The sequence below is a fragment of the Flavobacterium branchiophilum FL-15 genome (assembly GCF_000253275.1).
Lineage (GTDB): Bacteria > Bacteroidota > Bacteroidia > Flavobacteriales > Flavobacteriaceae > Flavobacterium > Flavobacterium branchiophilum.
The window spans coordinates 2,441,425-2,457,196 of sequence record NC_016001.1 but is presented as its reverse complement, the minus strand read 5'-3'; the positions used below and the strand labels follow the sequence as shown (position 1 = coordinate 2,457,196).

At 32.5% G+C, this 15,772-nt stretch carries 17 protein-coding genes; 10 read left to right on the top strand and 7 right to left on the bottom strand.

All coding sequences use genetic code 11. The features are described from left to right. The first annotated feature begins 33 nt into the window (after positions 1 to 33). From FBFL15_RS10590 to FBFL15_RS10575, 4 genes are all read left to right on the top strand, one after another. On the top strand, positions 34 to 606 hold the full coding sequence (locus tag FBFL15_RS10590; protein ID WP_014084590.1) for a pseudouridine synthase: 573 nt from the start codon (positions 34 to 36) through the stop codon (positions 604 to 606). Between the two features lie 3 nt (positions 607 to 609). Next, the gene (locus FBFL15_RS10585; protein ID WP_014084589.1) at positions 610 to 1,065 is read left to right on the top strand and encodes a tRNA (cytidine(34)-2'-O)-methyltransferase; all 456 of its coding nucleotides are present in this window, start codon (positions 610 to 612) and stop codon (positions 1,063 to 1,065) included. A 100-nt stretch (positions 1,066 to 1,165) separates the two neighbouring features. After that, complete coding sequence (locus FBFL15_RS10580) at positions 1,166 to 1,636, top strand: lipocalin family protein (RefSeq protein ID WP_044032258.1); 471 nt, start codon at positions 1,166 to 1,168, stop codon at positions 1,634 to 1,636. 17 nt (positions 1,637 to 1,653) lie between these two features. Further along, positions 1,654 to 2,349: a YiaD family glycine zipper/OmpA-like lipoprotein gene (locus tag FBFL15_RS10575; RefSeq protein WP_014084587.1), complete on the top strand. Its 696-nt coding sequence runs from the start codon at positions 1,654 to 1,656 to the stop codon at positions 2,347 to 2,349. A 628-nt stretch (positions 2,350 to 2,977) separates the two neighbouring features. On the opposite strand, the gene FBFL15_RS10570 is transcribed toward FBFL15_RS10575, so the two are convergent. The 5 genes from FBFL15_RS10570 to FBFL15_RS10550 all read right to left on the bottom strand — a co-directional run bounded on the left by FBFL15_RS10570 (position 2,978) and on the right by FBFL15_RS10550 (position 6,230). Next, positions 2,978 to 3,769, bottom strand: coding sequence for a TPM domain-containing protein (locus FBFL15_RS10570; protein ID WP_014084585.1), 792 nt, complete (start codon positions 3,767 to 3,769; stop codon positions 2,978 to 2,980). Continuing rightward, the gene (locus FBFL15_RS10565; RefSeq protein WP_014084584.1) at positions 3,766 to 4,206 is read right to left on the bottom strand and encodes a TPM domain-containing protein; all 441 of its coding nucleotides are present in this window, start codon (positions 4,204 to 4,206) and stop codon (positions 3,766 to 3,768) included. The genes FBFL15_RS10570 and FBFL15_RS10565 overlap by 4 nt, the downstream gene beginning before the upstream one ends. A 71-nt stretch (positions 4,207 to 4,277) precedes the next feature. Next, on the bottom strand, positions 4,278 to 4,862 hold the full coding sequence (locus tag FBFL15_RS10560; protein ID WP_014084583.1) for a LemA family protein: 585 nt from the start codon (positions 4,860 to 4,862) through the stop codon (positions 4,278 to 4,280). A gap of 28 nt (positions 4,863 to 4,890) precedes the next feature. Beyond that, entirely contained in the window at positions 4,891 to 5,223 is a 333-nt protein-coding gene (locus FBFL15_RS10555; RefSeq protein WP_014084582.1) for a MerR family transcriptional regulator, read from the bottom strand. A gap of 26 nt (positions 5,224 to 5,249) precedes the next feature. Then, complete coding sequence (locus FBFL15_RS10550; protein ID WP_014084581.1) at positions 5,250 to 6,230, bottom strand: M23 family metallopeptidase; 981 nt, start codon at positions 6,228 to 6,230, stop codon at positions 5,250 to 5,252. Positions 6,231 to 6,574: 344 nt separating this feature from the next. Here FBFL15_RS10550 and alaS point away from each other — a divergent pair, with 344 nt between their 5' ends. The 3 genes from alaS to FBFL15_RS10540 are packed head-to-tail and all read left to right on the top strand — an operon-like array spanning position 6,575 to position 9,704. Next, a complete protein-coding gene (alaS, locus tag FBFL15_RS10545) occupies positions 6,575 to 9,223 on the top strand; it encodes an alanine--tRNA ligase (RefSeq protein ID WP_014084580.1) in 2,649 nt (882 codons plus the stop codon). 14 nt (positions 9,224 to 9,237) lie between these two features. Continuing rightward, positions 9,238 to 9,405 (top strand): hypothetical protein, encoded by a 168-nt coding sequence (locus FBFL15_RS16530; RefSeq protein WP_014084579.1) that lies wholly within the window; start codon positions 9,238 to 9,240, stop codon positions 9,403 to 9,405. Further along, positions 9,405 to 9,704, top strand: a complete 300-nt coding sequence (locus tag FBFL15_RS10540; RefSeq protein WP_044032257.1) for a hypothetical protein — start codon at positions 9,405 to 9,407, stop codon at positions 9,702 to 9,704. The genes FBFL15_RS16530 and FBFL15_RS10540 overlap by 1 nt, the downstream gene beginning before the upstream one ends. Before the next feature lie 621 nt (positions 9,705 to 10,325). On the opposite strand, the gene FBFL15_RS10535 is transcribed toward FBFL15_RS10540, so the two are convergent. Further along, positions 10,326 to 10,826: a DUF456 domain-containing protein gene (locus FBFL15_RS10535; protein ID WP_014084577.1), complete on the bottom strand. Its 501-nt coding sequence runs from the start codon at positions 10,824 to 10,826 to the stop codon at positions 10,326 to 10,328. A gap of 10 nt (positions 10,827 to 10,836) precedes the next feature. Continuing rightward, positions 10,837 to 12,615 carry an AMP-dependent synthetase/ligase gene (locus FBFL15_RS10530; RefSeq protein ID WP_014084576.1) on the bottom strand — a complete coding sequence of 593 codons (1,779 nt, stop codon included), beginning with the start codon at positions 12,613 to 12,615 and terminating at the stop codon, positions 10,837 to 10,839. 351 nt (positions 12,616 to 12,966) lie between these two features. Here FBFL15_RS10530 and efp point away from each other — a divergent pair, with 351 nt between their 5' ends. The 3 genes from efp to FBFL15_RS10515 all read left to right on the top strand — a co-directional run bounded on the left by efp (position 12,967) and on the right by FBFL15_RS10515 (position 15,724). Then, complete coding sequence (gene efp, locus FBFL15_RS10525) at positions 12,967 to 13,533, top strand: elongation factor P (RefSeq protein WP_014084575.1); 567 nt, start codon at positions 12,967 to 12,969, stop codon at positions 13,531 to 13,533. Between the two features lie 107 nt (positions 13,534 to 13,640). Further along, a complete protein-coding gene (locus FBFL15_RS10520; protein WP_014084574.1) occupies positions 13,641 to 14,573 on the top strand; it encodes a UDP-3-O-(3-hydroxymyristoyl)glucosamine N-acyltransferase in 933 nt (310 codons plus the stop codon). Positions 14,574 to 14,584: 11 nt separating this feature from the next. Beyond that, positions 14,585 to 15,724, top strand: a complete 1,140-nt coding sequence (locus FBFL15_RS10515) for a hypothetical protein (RefSeq protein WP_014084573.1) — start codon at positions 14,585 to 14,587, stop codon at positions 15,722 to 15,724. Positions 15,725 to 15,772 lie beyond the last annotated feature (48 nt).

Sequence of the window (15,772 nt, the reverse complement as noted above, 5' to 3'; positions counted from 1 at the left end):
TTTATTCCATTCAAAACATTCAATTATAATCAAATGGACTACCATTATTTGATATTTAAACCCTATGGATATTTAAGCCAATTCAAATACAATTTGAAAAGAAACAAAAAATTGTTAGGCGAATTATACGATTTTCCCGAAGGTACAATGGCTATAGGTCGTTTAGATGAAGATTCGGAAGGCTTGTTGATGCTTACAACCGATGGCAATATGAGCGAGCTGATAAGGAGTAAAAAAGTAGAAAAAGAATATTACGTTCAAGTAGATGGATTGATAACCGCAACCGCTTTGGAACAATTACAGCAGGGTGTTTTGATAGGTCTTGATGGTGGAAAATATTTAACAAAACCTTGTAAAGTATTGAAAATAAACAATATACCTGATTTTGGCATTCGGGCCAAAAAAATAAGAGACGACAGACATGGCCCAACATCTTGGATATCTATTACATTAAAAGAAGGTAAATTTAGACAGGTTAGAAAAATGACCGCTGCCGTTGGATTTCCTACACTTAGATTGGTTCGTGTACGAATAGGTGATTTTTTGCTAAATGGGATGCAAGCTGGCGATGTGCAAGAAATTACATCATATAAATTAAATTTATAAAAAATGTTAAATATAGTATTGATAGAACCCGAAATTCCTAATAATACAGGAAATATTGGTCGTTTGTGTGTTGGCACCGAAAACAGGTTGCATTTAATTAAACCTTATGGGTTTGAAATTTCAGATAAACACCTAAAACGATCGGGTTTGGATTATTGGGTACATTTGGATTGGAACGAATATGATTCAATTGCAGATTGGATGAAAGCAATAGACGATGTATCAAGGGTTTTTTTGATGTCATCTCATGCTGAAAAATCGTATTTAGAAGCCCAGTTTCAAGATGGTGATTGGCTGGTTTTTGGTAAAGAAAGCGTAGGTTTAAGCAAGGAAATATTATCAAAATTTGAAAACCATCTAAAAATACCAATTTCACCTCTTGTTCGAAGCTATAATCTAGCAAATGCTTGTGCTTTTGTAATTGGAGAAGCTAAAAGGCAAATTGAAAAACAATATTGATTTTGAAATTTTAAATTTGTTAAAAAACCTATTTTGTTTGTTGCCATTTGTTTTAAAGACTAATTTTGTACCCAAATAAATTAATTTAATTCAAAAACAAATGAAAAATTTTTTAATGGGAATGGTTGTCTTACTATCCATAATGTCTTGTAAGACAAACCCACAAACCGCTTTGGACAAAAAAGCACAAGTTACCATCAAAGGCAATTGGCAGATTACAAAAGTAAGCTATGTTGGTCAGGAATATTTTAAAGTTAATGCATTTCAAATAGCAGATAGTCAGTGTTTTGTAGGTAGTCAGTGGTTTTTTATTTCTAATAATAACAAAGGCAGCCTGAATTTGAAAGATACTAAGTGTGCCAACTTTTCGTCAGACATTGTTTGGAGTGTTAATCAAGAAGGGATGTTTGGCTTGAAAATTTTGAAAGCTGGATTGAAAGCTCAAAAAGTGAAAGAAGGTTATTTTTTGAAACTTGCCAATCAAACCGAAACCAGTTTTCAGTTGATAGATAAAATGGATGTTGGTGGCAAATTATCTGACATTGTGTATCAATTTGAAAAAATCCAGTAACTTAAAAAATCAATAAAATGAAAAAATTTACAACATTTATAATGGCATTTTTAGTGCTATCATCTTTTATATTAAGTAGTTGCAATAGTGTAAAAAACAGCAATAACACACAGCGAGGAACCGGAATTGGGGTGTTGGCAGGGGGTATTTTAGGAGCCGTTATTGGAAACAATATTGGAGGCGGAGGACATGGAGCATTGGGAGCGGCTATCGGGGCGGCTATTGGCGGCGGAACAGGAGCTTTAATTGGAAATAAAATGGACAAACAAGCCCGACAAATTGAAGATGCTTTGCCTGGAGCCAATGTGGAAAGAGTAGGTGAGGGTATAAAACTTACATTGAATGAAAATGCTGTACGGTTCGACACTAATAAATCTACACTAACAACTACTGCCAAAGCCAATTTGGACAAACTTGTTCCTGTGTTTAAAGAATATGCTCAAACAAATATTTCAATATTTGGTTACACTGATAGTACAGGAAAACCAGAGTATAATCTAGCACTTTCTGAACAAAGAGCCTTAGCTGTAAAGTCTTATTTGGAATCAAAAGGAATTGCCACCACACGATTTGGAATTCAAGGGATGGGAATTGCCGATCCAATTGCCTCAAATGAAACTCCTGAAGGAAAATCATTAAACAGAAGGGTTGAATTTGCCATAACTGCAAACGCTACTATGGTAGAACAAGCCAAAAAAGAAAGTGGTAATTAACAGCTTTTTTATAAAAACCTTAAATATTTTTAACACCAAATATATTTATAAAATAATCCAAAGATGCGTTGTTATTTTTTAGAAAAAATTTTCAAAAAAATCGTAGCATAGCTGGGCTACGGAACTATTTTTTTTGACTCTTTTTAGCAAAAAAGAACAATAGATTGGACTATTTTATATGTATATTTGGAATTAGATGGGCTATTTTTAATTTTCCTTCAAAAAAATGCCTTGCCAATATCGACTTTTGCATCATGAGAGGATTTTAAACTGGTTTCATAATGCTCGAGTTTGATTGCACCTATTTTCAATTTTGACTTTTTCAAATGCTTTAGAAAAATTAGCACCATCCCAAATAGTTAGAATTGTTTGAACCCCCCTGATTATTTTATAAACTTCAACCATTTATCTATTTTTCAGTTCAACTCGGATGGATTGAGTTGTTTATTTTTTGAAAGAAAAAACATTTTTTTTTTAAATTAAAAAGATGAAATATTAAAGGTTTTTCGGCTTATTTTCTGATTATTTTTATTTAATTACAATTAATGTAAATATATTAATAAAATTTTCATTTGTAATTATGTTTATTACTTGAAATTATATTTACAACAAATAGTAGCGTTGATTTTTACCAATCACCGCCGCTGCCACCACCAGAAAAACCGCCTCCGCCAAATCCTCCGCCAAATCCACCACCACTGCCACCAAATCCGCCAGATGAACCACCAAATCCACCACCTCTTCCAATATTACTTAAAATAATGAAATCTAATAAGTTTGGAGTACTACCCATGCCACCACTTCGACCGCCGCCACTTTTTTTAGAAATGATAATCATTAAAATGATTAAAACAATAATGATTAAAAATATTACTGAAATGGGCAATTGATCTTCTGTTGATTGGCGAGTACCTTTATATTTGCCTTTAAAAACATCAATAATAGCATCAGTACCTTTATCTAAACCATTGTAATAACTTCCAGCTTTAAATTCGGGTATGATAATTTTTCGGGTAATTTCGCCACCAATTCCAGCTGTTAATCGATCTTCGAGTCCATAACCTGCCGATATCCAAATTTTTCTTTCGGCTTTTGCCAATAAAATGATCACACCATTATCATTAGCTTTTGTACCTCCAATACCCCAAGCTTGTCCCCATTTTGGGGTTAATATGCCTATGTCTTCTCCTTTCAAACTTTCAATTGTAATTACCACAATTTGTGTGGTGGTACTATCGGCATAGTGTATTAATTTTTGTTCGAGGCTGGCTTTGTCATTTGGCTCTAATACATTTGCATAATCATAAACCGATGTTTGAAACGATGGTTTTGGTGGAATGGTTAATTGAGCTGAACACCAAATGCTATAAAAGAGAAATAAAATAGGAAATACATGTTTGATTTTTAAGATTATTTTCATTGTCCTACGGATATTTCATTTGTTAATTCGTTTTTATCGTTGTCCTGATATGGAAAATATTGTCGTAATTGTTGTCCTGCCATCGTAATGCCATCAATTAATCCTTGTTTGAAATAGCCTTGCTTAAATTGTTCAGCCATCGCATTTTTGGTACTTTCCCAAAAATCTGGAGGTACTACTTCATTGATTCCTTTGTCGCCACATATAGCAAATTTTTTATCAACTACTGCCACATATATCAAAACCGCATTTGCAGCAGCAGTTTGATACATTTCGAGCTTGTTAAAAACTTCTATGGCTCTTTGCATGGGATTCAAAGTAGTTTTACTTTCAATATGAACCCTAATTTCGCCCGAGGTGTTTTTTTCGGCCCTGCAAATGGCATCAATTATGGCTTGCTCTTCTTCTTTGCTCAAAAAATCTTCTACTTTTGACATGGCTAAAATAAATTAAAACTACCCATTCAAAATCTATGAAATGGGTAGTGTATTGGTTGATTTGAAAACAATTAGAATTTAACTTCTACTGGTTTTTCTGCTCCAGCAACTGCTTTAAAGTAAGGTTTTTCTTTGTATTCGCTCAAAAATAAACTATTTGGCATTTTCAAAACATAATTGTTATATTCTTGAACTGTTTCGTTAAATCTAGTTCTTGCAGTCAAAATTTGATTTTCGGTACTAGCCAATTCATCTTGTAGTTTCATGAAATTTTCGTTGGCTCTCAAAGTTGGGTAACTTTCTACACTTACTAAAAGTCTTGATAATGAACTAGATACACCACTTTGTGCTTGGTTAAATTCTTCTAACTGCTCTGGTGTAATGTTTTTAGGATCAATTGTTACAGCTGTTGCCTTAGAGCGGGCTTCTATTACGGCTGTCAAAGTGCCTTTTTCAAACTCTGCAGCTCCTTTTACAGTGTTTACTAAATTGCCTATCAAATCGTTACGACGTTGATAAGCTGTTTGTACGTTGCCCCATTCTTTTTCATTGGCTTGGTTGTAACTTAAAGCCGAATTTTTAATTCCCATAACCCAAAGTCCAATTATAACAACTAGACCAACAATAATTCCTACGGGTAATAACCATCTTTTCATAATTTCTGTTTTTTTAATTTATTATTTGTTATAGTTCATTTTTGATTTGCAATAATTGTGCCTTTATCGATTCTAGTTTACTAATAATTTCAAATTTGTCTAATGTTTTTTTCTGTTTTTCTTTCAAATGTGTTTTGGCTCCATCCAAAGTGAAGCCTCTTTCTTTGACTAAATGATAGATTAATTTCAAATTTTGAACATCTTCTTGGGTAAACATTCTATTGCCTTTTGCATTTTTTTTGGGTTTTAAAACATCAAATTCTTTCTCCCAAAATCTAATCAACGAAGCATTTACATCAAATGCTTTGGCTAATTCTCCAATACTAAAATATCTTTTGTCAGGTGCTAAATCAAGGTGCATTTTCTTTTTTTTAAATAGATAAAATATTAATCCAATGATTGATTTTCTTGATTGGCTACTTTTGAAATAGCTACATAATCTGCTGCCGAAATATTACCATAATAAAAGTTTAATGGATTGACAACATTACCATCTTTATGTACTTCATAATGCAAATGTGGTCCTTCAGATCGTCCTGTACTACCTACAAAACCAATAACATCTCCTCTTTTTACATGTTTGCCCACACCACTATTATACCTACTCAAATGGGCATATAGGGTTTCATAACCAAATCCATGTCGGATAACGATGTGGTTGCCATAGCCAGAGGCTCTATTGTCTGCTCTATCTACAATACCATCGCCTGTGGCATATACAGGCGTTCCAGTTGCTGCGGAAAAATCCATACCTTGATGCATTTTTCTTACCTTTGTAAACGGATCACTTCTATATCCAAATCCCGAAGCCATTCGTTTTAAATGTTCGTTTTTTACAGGTTGTATAGCCGGAATAGCTGTTAGCAATTGTTCTTTTGATTTGGCTAACGCAAAAATTTGATCTAATGATTTTGATTGAATTGCTAAAGCTTTTGACAAAACATCTAACCGTTTTGATGTGCTTATTACCAATTCGGAATTGTCATAACCTTCTAATTCTTTGTACCTGTTTTTTCCTTTAAAGCCAGACTTGCGTTCTTCATTAGAAATGGCTGCCGTGTTAAAATATACCCGATACAAATTATTATCTCTATCTTCTATATCTGCCAAAACTTCCTCTGCTTGTTCTAATTTTTTGCTCAAAATGGCATATTGAATCTTCAAATTGTCAGTTTCTCGTGTCAGGACTTTGTCTTTTGGTGTTTCAAAAAAAGGAGTGTTTAACAAAACCAAAAAACTTAAAAAACCAAATAACGCAGACGAAAGTAAAAATAATCCAATATAGGCTATTTTTTTGCCTTTTTTGGTAGTTATTTTGCGATAAGCCAAGCTTTCAGAATCGTAATAATATTTGACTTTTTTTGACATTTTTTATTGTAACTTTTTTAATTTTACAATTATACGAATAAAATTTAAAAATGTTTCACTTTTTTTCTTAAATTTGTTATAAATGCTCTTTTTTGTGGTCATGTTTTATATTGAGACACCTTTTGGTAAAACCATTTGCTTTGAGCTATTATTCTTTTTATTTATTATAAATAGCTGTTATTTAAATAGATAACCATTTTTCGCAAAGCACATTCAATCAATAATATTTCCATTTATTGCTATAATTTCTATTTTAAATTTTACTTTTTCATTTGATAAAAAAATGTATTTTTGTGCCTAAAATATATTTTAGCATAAATCAATTGACTCTTATAAATAAAACCATGAAATCACAAGACGTACGCAAACAATTTTTGGACTTTTTTCAAAGCAAAGGACACTTAATCGTTCCTTCGGCACCTATCGTTCTAAAAGACGACCCAACCCTGATGTTTAATAACTCTGGAATGGCGCAGTTCAAAGAATACTTTTTAGGCAACGGAACCCCAAAAAGTAAACGTATTGCCGATACCCAAAAATGTCTTCGTGTTTCGGGTAAGCATAACGATTTAGAGGATGTAGGTTTTGATACCTACCACCACACCATGTTTGAAATGTTAGGCAACTGGTCTTTTGGAGATTATTTCAAAAAAGATGCCATCAACTGGGCTTGGGAATTATTGACTGAGGTATATAAAATTCCAAAAGAAAACTTGTACGTTTCTGTTTTTGAGGGAAACCCCGACGAAAATGTACCTTTTGATCAAGAAGCATGGGATTTATGGAAGGAATTGGTTGATGAAGACCGCATTATTTTAGGAAATAAAAAAGACAATTTCTGGGAAATGGGCGACCAAGGACCTTGTGGCCCTTGTTCTGAAATCCATGTGGATTTGCGTTCAGAAGAAGAAAAAGCTTTGGTTTCTGGTAAGAGTTTGGTCAATAACGACCATCCACAAGTGGTTGAAATTTGGAACAATGTATTTATGGAATTCAACCGTAAAGCGGATGGTTCTTTAGAAAAATTACCAGCGCAGCACGTGGATACCGGAATGGGATTTGAGCGTTTGTGTATGGCGTTACAAGGAAAAACGTCTAATTATGACACTGATGTTTTTGGTCCGCTAATTGAAAAAGTAGAACAAATTACAGGTTTACAATATACTTCAAACGAAATTCAAAACATTTCAGAAGAGCAAAATAAAACCAATATTGCTATCCGTGTGGTGGCTGATCACGTTCGTGCGGTAGCGTTTGCTATTGCCGATGGTCAATTGCCATCGAATACAGGTGCGGGTTACGTTATACGTCGTATTTTACGTCGTGCCATCCGTTACGGATTTACATTTTTGAATACCAAAGAACCTTTTATATATGAGTTGGTAGCGGTATTATCAAATCAATTAAGTGAATTTTTCCCTGAAATCAAATCGCAACAAAGCTTAGTAACCAACGTTATTCGCGAAGAGGAAGCTTCTTTTTTAAGAACCTTGGATCAAGGATTGCAGTTATTGGAAAATGTAATGAATCAAACTGCTGGAACTGAAATTTCAGGAGAAAAAGCGTTTGAATTGTACGATACTTTCGGATTCCCAATTGACTTAACGGCTTTGATTTTAAGAGAAAGAGGCTACCAATTAGACGAAGCTGGTTTTGAGAAAGCGATGCAGGAGCAAAAATCACGTTCCCGTGCTGCTTCAGAAGTTTCAACCGAAGATTGGACTGTTTTGATTCCTGGAAATGTGGAGCAATTTGTTGGTTACGACCAAACAGAAAATGAAGTTAAAATTTCGAGAATCAGAAAAGTTGACAGTAAAAAAGACGGGGTTTTGTACCAAATCGTTTTGGATGCTACACCGTTTTACCCTGAAGGGGGTGGACAAGTGGGAGATAAAGGAGTCCTCACCCCAGCCCTCTCCAAAGGAGAGGGAGCGATTGAAATTATCGATACCAAAAAAGAGAATAATTTGATTTTGCATATAGCGAAGCAATTGCCTGAAAATGTATCGGCTAGCTTTGTGGCAAAAGTAAATACCGATTTAAGAGCCTTATCGTCTCGCAATCACTCGGCTACCCACTTGATGCACCAAGCCTTGAGAAGTATTTTAGGCACTCACGTAGAGCAAAAAGGATCTTTGGTTAACCCAAATTACTTGCGTTTTGATTTTTCTCATTTTGCTAAAATGACAGATGAAGAATTGCAAGCGGTGGAAAATTTTGTAAATGCTCGAATTCAAGAGCAATTGCCTTTGATAGAAAGAAGAAGTATTCCAATTCAGCAGGCTTTAGATGAAGGTGCGATGGCCTTGTTTGGTGAGAAATATGGAGATAACGTTCGTGCGATTAAATTTGGCGAAAGCATGGAATTGTGTGGTGGAATACACGTAAACAACACCGCTGAAATTTGGCATTTCAAAATTGTTTCCGAAGGTGCGGTAGCAGCTGGAATTCGTCGTATTGAAGCGATTACAAGTGATGCAGTAAAAGCACATTTTGCTTCGTATGAAAACACATTGAATGAGATAAAAGGGGCGTTGAAAAATCCACAAGATATTTTGAAAGCTGTTCATCATTTGCAAGAAGAAAACGCTAAGTTGTCGAAGCAAATAGAAGCTTTGATGAGAGACAAAGTGAAACATTTGAAAGCGAGTTTAACTGCTCAAATTCAAGAGGTTAATGGCGTTCAATTCTTGGCAACACAAGTCGATTTGAACCCAGAAGGTGCTAAAGATTTGGCTTATGAATTGGGTAATTTAGGTGCTAATTTGTTTTTAGTATTGGCAACAGCCGAAGAAAACAAACCGATGTTAACCTGCTATATATCAAAAGAATTAGTAGCTGCCAAAAATCTAAATGCCGGTCAAGTAGTTCGTGAGTTAGGGAAATACATTCAAGGTGGAGGAGGAGGACAGCCATTCTTTGCTACCGCTGGCGGGAAGCATGTCGCAGGAATCGCTGAGGCTTTATCTAAAGTGGTTGATTTTATAAAATAAATAAAGTCATCAATATGAAAAACGTAGTATTCGCCCTTTTTTTAATGATTTCAGCCAATGTGTTTTCACAAAATTACAATTTAAACAATCAGCTTCAGAACCAATATCGCATGATGCAACAAAATCAACAAATGTTGATGCAACAGCAACAAATGAGGATGCAACAAGAACATTTCGATTGATGATGCAAATGCAAAGAAATCAATTTTCATTGTCAAACGAAGTACAAAACCAGATATTTAAGAAAGCAAAATTAGAATCAAAAAATCAAAAAAAGGAGATTGAATTGGCTCAATTGAAAGCGTTGCAAAAAACAGATGATAAGAACGAAAAAATACAGAAAAACATAGATCAAGTAACTGCTAAAATTGAAAAAAATAAAAAGAAAATCAACAAAATTGAACAAGATATTGCTTTATTAACAGACCGTATAAAAGAAAAAGAAACACGGTTAGAACAGCTTAAAAAAGATAGCAATTGAAGTTTGGGTAAAAAAACACCTTTAAATCGAAAAGGATCATGACATAGCTTTGTCAAATATTTTTCCAAAAAACAGACAAATTTTCATTTAATTTCAAGCAATTTAAATATTATTATTAGAGTTGTTATCCAAATTTAGATTTTTATAAAAAAAGAGGTATTTGTGCCTCTTTTTTTATTTAACTCATCTTATGGAGGATACAATACCAATAGATGAATGAAAAAGTGTTAATATAAATATAATACCAATTATACATATAAAATAGTCCAATCTACTTGTTCTTTTTTGCTAAAATTATTCAAAAAAAATAGTTCCGTAGCCCAGCTATGCAACGATTTTTTTTGAAAATTTTCTCTAAAAAATAACTACGCATCTTTGGACTATTTTATAAATATATTTGGTATAATTTTGTAACCAAAAAGAAGATTACATCTGAAAAATTATAAATCGTTTTTTATGTTATTTGCCAAAAAAAGGAAAAAATTACAAATGAAATATTACTTTTATTTAATTTTTTTTGTACTAAAAATGACAAACTAACTTTATAATATGACATCTTTAATATAGTATTTTAATTCAAAAATGCGTTAAAGATTAAAATTCAAACCCTTTTGAAATCTATTAAAACCATACAGATTGATTTTGAAAAACTAAAATAATATATAAAATAAAAAAAATCAAACTAACAACTATTTTCATAAATGTACCTGCCAAAAAACCTAAAAAAGAACCAGTTGCAGCCCTTAAGGCCCTATTTTGATCTTGTGCATTAAATACCAATTCGCCAATAAAAGCACCAATAAATGGAGCAATTAAAAAACCAAATGGAATTGGGATAAAAAAACCTAATACAATACCGATATTTGTGCCCCAAATACCATATTTACTCCCGCCAAAATATTGAGTTCCTTTGGCAGGAATGATATAATCTAATACAGCAATAGCAACAGCAATAGAAAAGGTAATACCTAAAATCCAAAAATTATATGCCATTCCTTTGCAAAAATACAACAATAATAAACCAACCCAACTTAAAGGCGGTCCAGGAAGCGCTGGCAAAAAACTACCAAACAATCCTATGAGAACACATATAAAACCAAGTATCAAAAAAACGTATTCCATTATAAATTATTTATATATTTTTATAAATTTTTTCATATAAATAATTGTATTTTTCTAATATAATTTTACGTTTTAATTTCAATGTTGGTGTCAATTCGCCACCATCTATGGACCAAATATTGGGGGTTAATTCAAATCTTTTGATTTGTTCCCAATTGCCAAATTTTTGATTGATCAATTCAACTTCAGATTTAATTCTCTTGATCACATCGTTGTTTTCAACTATTTCACTATTCGAATTTCCTATTTCGATATGGTGCAATGCAGCCCATTCTTTGATGAAATCAAAATTAATTTGAATAAAAGCTCCTGGCATTTTTTCTCCATCGCCAATAACCATAATTTGTTCTATAAAACGAGATTGTTTCATAGCATTTTCTAGCATTTGTGGCGCTATATATTTACCTCCAGATGTTTTGAACATTTCTTTTTTTCTGTCCGTTATTTTCAAAAACCCTTCACTATCAATGTTTCCAATATCTCCTGTATAAAAATAACCGTCTTTTAATGCCTCCCTACTTTTTTCCTCATCCTTATAGTATCCCAGCATTACATTGGGTCCTTTGCATAATATTTCGCCATCTTCGGCAATTTTTACGGTTACATTTTGAATAACTTTTCCAACGGTGCCCACTTTAAAACCCTTGTTTCTCATATCGTTTACAGATATTACTGGGGACGTTTCTGTTAAACCATAGCCTTCCATTACAGGTATGTTGGCTGCAGCAAAAATCCGTGTCAATCGGGGTTGCAATGCGGCACTACCCGAAACCAATAATTCAATATTGCCTCCCAATCCTTCTTTCCATTTGCTAAAGATTAGTTTTCGTGCTATTTTCAATTGTAATTCATACCAAAAACCATTGGCTTGATAGGGTTCGTATTTCAAACCTAAATCAATAGCCCAAAAAAACAATTTCTTTTTTAGTCCTTTCAAATCTGTGCCTTTTGCAATAATTTTGTCATATACTTTTTCAAGCAATCTAGGTACAGCGGTTATTACATTGGGCTGAACTTCTTTTAAATTGTCGCTAATTTTTTCTATAGATTCACCAAAATAAACAGAAACACCATAATATTGATACAAATATAAAATCATTCTTTCAAAAATATGACAAATGGGCAAAAAGCTTAATGCTCTTGTTTTTCCTTGCTCAAAAGGTATTCGAGGGGCACTATCCAAAACGTTTGATACGATATTTTGATGCGAGAGCATGACACCTTTTGGTTTGCCTGTTGTGCCAGAGGTATAAATTATTGTGGCCAAATCAGTTTCCAAAACTCCATTCTTTCTGTTTTCAACTTCATTTTGCAAAGAATCATCGTGCCCTAAATCCAATAACGTGGCCCAATTGGTACAATTGTCGAGCTCGTTAAATGAATAAATACCTTTCAAATGAGGAGTATTAGACTTGATGTTCAACACTTTTTGAAGCACTTCGGCATCCGACACAAAACAATAGGATGCTTCTGAATGATTTAAAATATATTCGTAATCTTCTTGTGATATAGTAGGATAAATAGGCACGGTTTGAGCACCCGTTTGCAATATTCCAACGTCCATAATATGCCATTCCGTACGATTATTAGAAGAAATAATGGCTATTTTATCATTTTTTTGTACCTGAAGTTGTAGTAAAGCTCTGGATATAGCATTTGCTTTGTTGATATATTGTTGTGTTGATGTTTTAACCCAGCTACCATTTTGTTTGGTTACTAGAGCGTCTTCAATATTAAATTTTTCTAGTTGATAATATGGAAAATCGAATAACCTCTTGATTGTTGTCATAACAGCATTAATAAAAATTAAAGTTGGTTTCAAATTTAATAAAATTTAATAAAATAGCAATTTTTTATTGATTTTTTTTAAAAATTTAACTATTTATTTTGATTGTAATTCAATTTAATAATAAAGTTGTAATCAGACGTCAAAGTTTAAACTTTGATAGAGATGCGAGATAACCCATTAAGGCTTAACTAAACGGCTTTGATTTATAAATGAAAAATCGACCATGAATTGAATAATAAATTTATTTATTTCATATTTTTTTTCACTTAATTGCTGTCTCATAATTCGTATGTAAGATAGTTTTTTTATATTCGCAGCCTGAAAAGTTATAATTATAAAAAAAATTACAATATGGCAACTACCGCAGATATTAAAAACGGATTGTGTATAAAGTTTAATCATGATATTTATAAAATCATCGAATTTTTGCACGTAAAACCAGGAAAAGGACCAGCATTTGTACGAACAAAATTAAAAAGTTTGACCAATGGAAAAGTTTTAGATAACACATTTTCGGCAGGTCATAAAATTGAAGATATTCGAGTAGAGAATCATAAATTTCAATTTTTATACCCAGAGGGAGAATTGTTTCATTTTATGAATGTAGAATCTTACGAGCAAATTTCATTAAACAAAAACGTTTTGGACGCCCCCGATTTATTAAAAGAAGGTGAAAATGTGATGATTAGCATCAATACCGAAACAGATTTACCGCTTTCTGTGGATATGCCTGCTTCGGTAATTTTAGAGGTTACGTATGCAGAGCCTGGGGTAAAAGGGAATACAGCAACCAACGCAACCAAATCAGCAACAGTTGAAACAGGTGCTCAAGTAAACGTGCCATTGTTTATCAATGAAGGTGATAAAATTAAAATTGAAACGGCTACTGGAAATTATATGGAACGTGTTAAAGAATAAATTCTTAACCCTAAAAAAATTTTAAAGAATCATTATAATTTTTGAATATTTTCAAATTTTATAATGATTTTTTTGTTAAAAAATAAAACATTTTCAAACTAAATAGTATGACATTTGAAACACCACAAAAATTACAAGCCATTGCTCAAATATTAAATTGTTCCTATGTAGGATCGCCCGATTTTCCAGTTTTAGGAATGAATGAAATACATGTTGTTACAGCTGGGGATATTGTTTTTGTCGATCATCCAAAATATTATGACAAAGCACTACAATCTGCAGCCACTATTATTTTAATTAATAAAAAAGTGGATTGTCCTGAAGGTAAAGCCTTACTTATTTCAGAAGATCCTTTTAGAGATTTTAATGTATTAACGCAGTATTTTAATCCTTTTAAACCCTCGAATGTAGCCATTGCTGCAACAGCCAAAATAGGAAAACATACTATAATTCAGCCCAATTGTTTTATCGGACATCATGTATCAATAGGAAATAACTGTATTATTCATCCAAATGTAACCATTTATGATCATACTGTTATTGGCGATAATGTAATTATTCATGCAGGAACTATTATAGGAGCAGATGCTTTTTATTACAAAAAAAGACCCGAAGGATACGATCAATTGCTTTCGGGAGGTAGGGTAGTTATAGAAAATCATGTTGGAATTGGAGCTTTATGCACTATAGACAAAGGGGTGTCTAGCGACACAACCATTGGCGAAGGCACCAAAATAGACAATCAAGTTCATGTTGGGCACGATACAATTATTGGTAAAAAATGTTTAATTGCATCGCAAACTGGTATTGCGGGTTGTGTAATTATTGAAGATGAAGTAACAATTTGGGGGCAAGTCGGTACAACAAGTGGCATAACTATTGGAACAAAAGCCGTAATTATGGGGCAAACGGGAGTTACAAAATCAGTAGATGGTGGCAAATCCTATTTTGGAACACCAATTGAAGAGTCAAGAGAAAAGCTAAAACAATTGGCAAATATCAAAAAAATCCCACAAATTATATCTAAATTAGATTTGTAAAACTTTAAAAAATGACAATTCCACACATTTGGTATCAAAAATCCCAATGGACCATCCGTTTGACAGCTGTTTTTTGGTTAATAGCCAAAATAGGTACTTTCAAATTATGGACTGCAGACAGGTTATTGCCGCTTGTTCCACCGTTTGCGTTTTTAGAAAACATCCCAAATAGTGTTCATTTATTTTTATATATAGTAGTTTTATGTAATTTAATATTTACATTAATAAACACTAATTGTAGATGGATATATTTTTCTACCATTTTTTTTGAAATTCTGAGTTGTGCATTAGATCAAAACAGATGGCAACCTTATATTTATCAGTATATTTTAATTTTTTTATTTGCAGGAATTTTTTTTAAAAAAAATATTAAATTTATAAATTTACTGCAATTTTTGTTAATTGTCATTTATTTTAATAGCGGTTTACATAAATTAAATTCAGGATTTTTGTACAATGTTTGGCAAAATATGATATTACACCGTTTCATAGGACTTGATTATACTACAATTCAATCACCTTGGCTCTATCAATCAGGTTATGTTTTAGGATTGATAGAAACATTTGCAGGTATAGCCCTTTGCTTCACTCGATTTCAAAATAGGGCAGCATGGCTCATGATAGGGATGCATGTTTTTATTTTGGTTTTGATAACACCCATAGGTTTAAACTATAATGTAATTGTTTGGCCATGGAATGTATTGATGATTGGACTTTTATATCTTATTTTTGTAAAAAAAGTACAAACCGAAACATTAAATTGGATAAAGCTATTTTCAGGAAAAAACATGATTTTATTTGTTTTATTAGGTATAATGCCATTAACTAATTTTTTTGGCATTTGGGATCATTTTTTATCTTTCAATTTGTATTCTGGAAGCAGTATGAAAATGGAAATTTGTATAGAAAATCCACAGGAAACAAAGCAATACGAACCCTATTACAGCTCAAAAAAAACATTTTGCAAAACCCAATCTGTAATTCAAAGTGATGATTGGGCTTTGAAAGAGTTACACATAGTGGTTTATCCTGAAAAAAGAGTGTACGAAAAAATCATACAAAAGTGGAAACTTTCAAATCCAAATGCAAAAGCAGTGTTTCATATTTACAAATATCCGTATCGAAAAAATGATATATTCACGTATCAATAAAAAAACATTCAATTTTTAGCAAAAATAATTGTAAAAATGTTTAAATAT

Excerpts from the sequence above, each read along its gene's own strand:
- FBFL15_RS10555 (WP_014084582.1), bottom strand. The coding sequence starts at position 5,223 with ATGCACCTTGATTTAGCACCTGACAAAAGATATTTTAGTATTGGAGAA.
- FBFL15_RS16530 (WP_014084579.1), top strand. The coding sequence starts at position 9,238 with ATGAAAAACGTAGTATTCGCCCTTTTTTTAATGATTTCAGCCAATGTG.
- FBFL15_RS10580 (WP_044032258.1), top strand. The coding sequence starts at position 1,166 with ATGAAAAATTTTTTAATGGGAATGGTTGTCTTACTATCCATAATGTCT.
- FBFL15_RS10550 (WP_014084581.1), bottom strand. The coding sequence starts at position 6,230 with ATGTCAAAAAAAGTCAAATATTATTACGATTCTGAAAGCTTGGCTTAT.
- FBFL15_RS10560 (WP_014084583.1), bottom strand. The coding sequence starts at position 4,862 with ATGAAAAGATGGTTATTACCCGTAGGAATTATTGTTGGTCTAGTTGTT.
- efp (WP_014084575.1), top strand. The coding sequence starts at position 12,967 with ATGGCAACTACCGCAGATATTAAAAACGGATTGTGTATAAAGTTTAAT.
- FBFL15_RS10565 (WP_014084584.1), bottom strand. The coding sequence starts at position 4,206 with ATGTCAAAAGTAGAAGATTTTTTGAGCAAAGAAGAAGAGCAAGCCATA.
- FBFL15_RS10535 (WP_014084577.1), bottom strand. The coding sequence starts at position 10,826 with ATGGAATACGTTTTTTTGATACTTGGTTTTATATGTGTTCTCATAGGA.
- FBFL15_RS10590 (WP_014084590.1), top strand. The coding sequence starts at position 34 with ATGGACTACCATTATTTGATATTTAAACCCTATGGATATTTAAGCCAA.
- FBFL15_RS10515 (WP_014084573.1), top strand. The coding sequence starts at position 14,585 with ATGACAATTCCACACATTTGGTATCAAAAATCCCAATGGACCATCCGT.
- FBFL15_RS10520 (WP_014084574.1), top strand. The coding sequence starts at position 13,641 with ATGACATTTGAAACACCACAAAAATTACAAGCCATTGCTCAAATATTA.
- FBFL15_RS10570 (WP_014084585.1), bottom strand. The coding sequence starts at position 3,769 with ATGAAAATAATCTTAAAAATCAAACATGTATTTCCTATTTTATTTCTC.
- FBFL15_RS10585 (WP_014084589.1), top strand. The coding sequence starts at position 610 with ATGTTAAATATAGTATTGATAGAACCCGAAATTCCTAATAATACAGGA.
- FBFL15_RS10575 (WP_014084587.1), top strand. The coding sequence starts at position 1,654 with ATGAAAAAATTTACAACATTTATAATGGCATTTTTAGTGCTATCATCT.
- FBFL15_RS10540 (WP_044032257.1), top strand. The coding sequence starts at position 9,405 with ATGATGCAAATGCAAAGAAATCAATTTTCATTGTCAAACGAAGTACAA.
- alaS (WP_014084580.1), top strand. The coding sequence starts at position 6,575 with ATGAAATCACAAGACGTACGCAAACAATTTTTGGACTTTTTTCAAAGC.
- FBFL15_RS10530 (WP_014084576.1), bottom strand. The coding sequence starts at position 12,615 with ATGACAACAATCAAGAGGTTATTCGATTTTCCATATTATCAACTAGAA.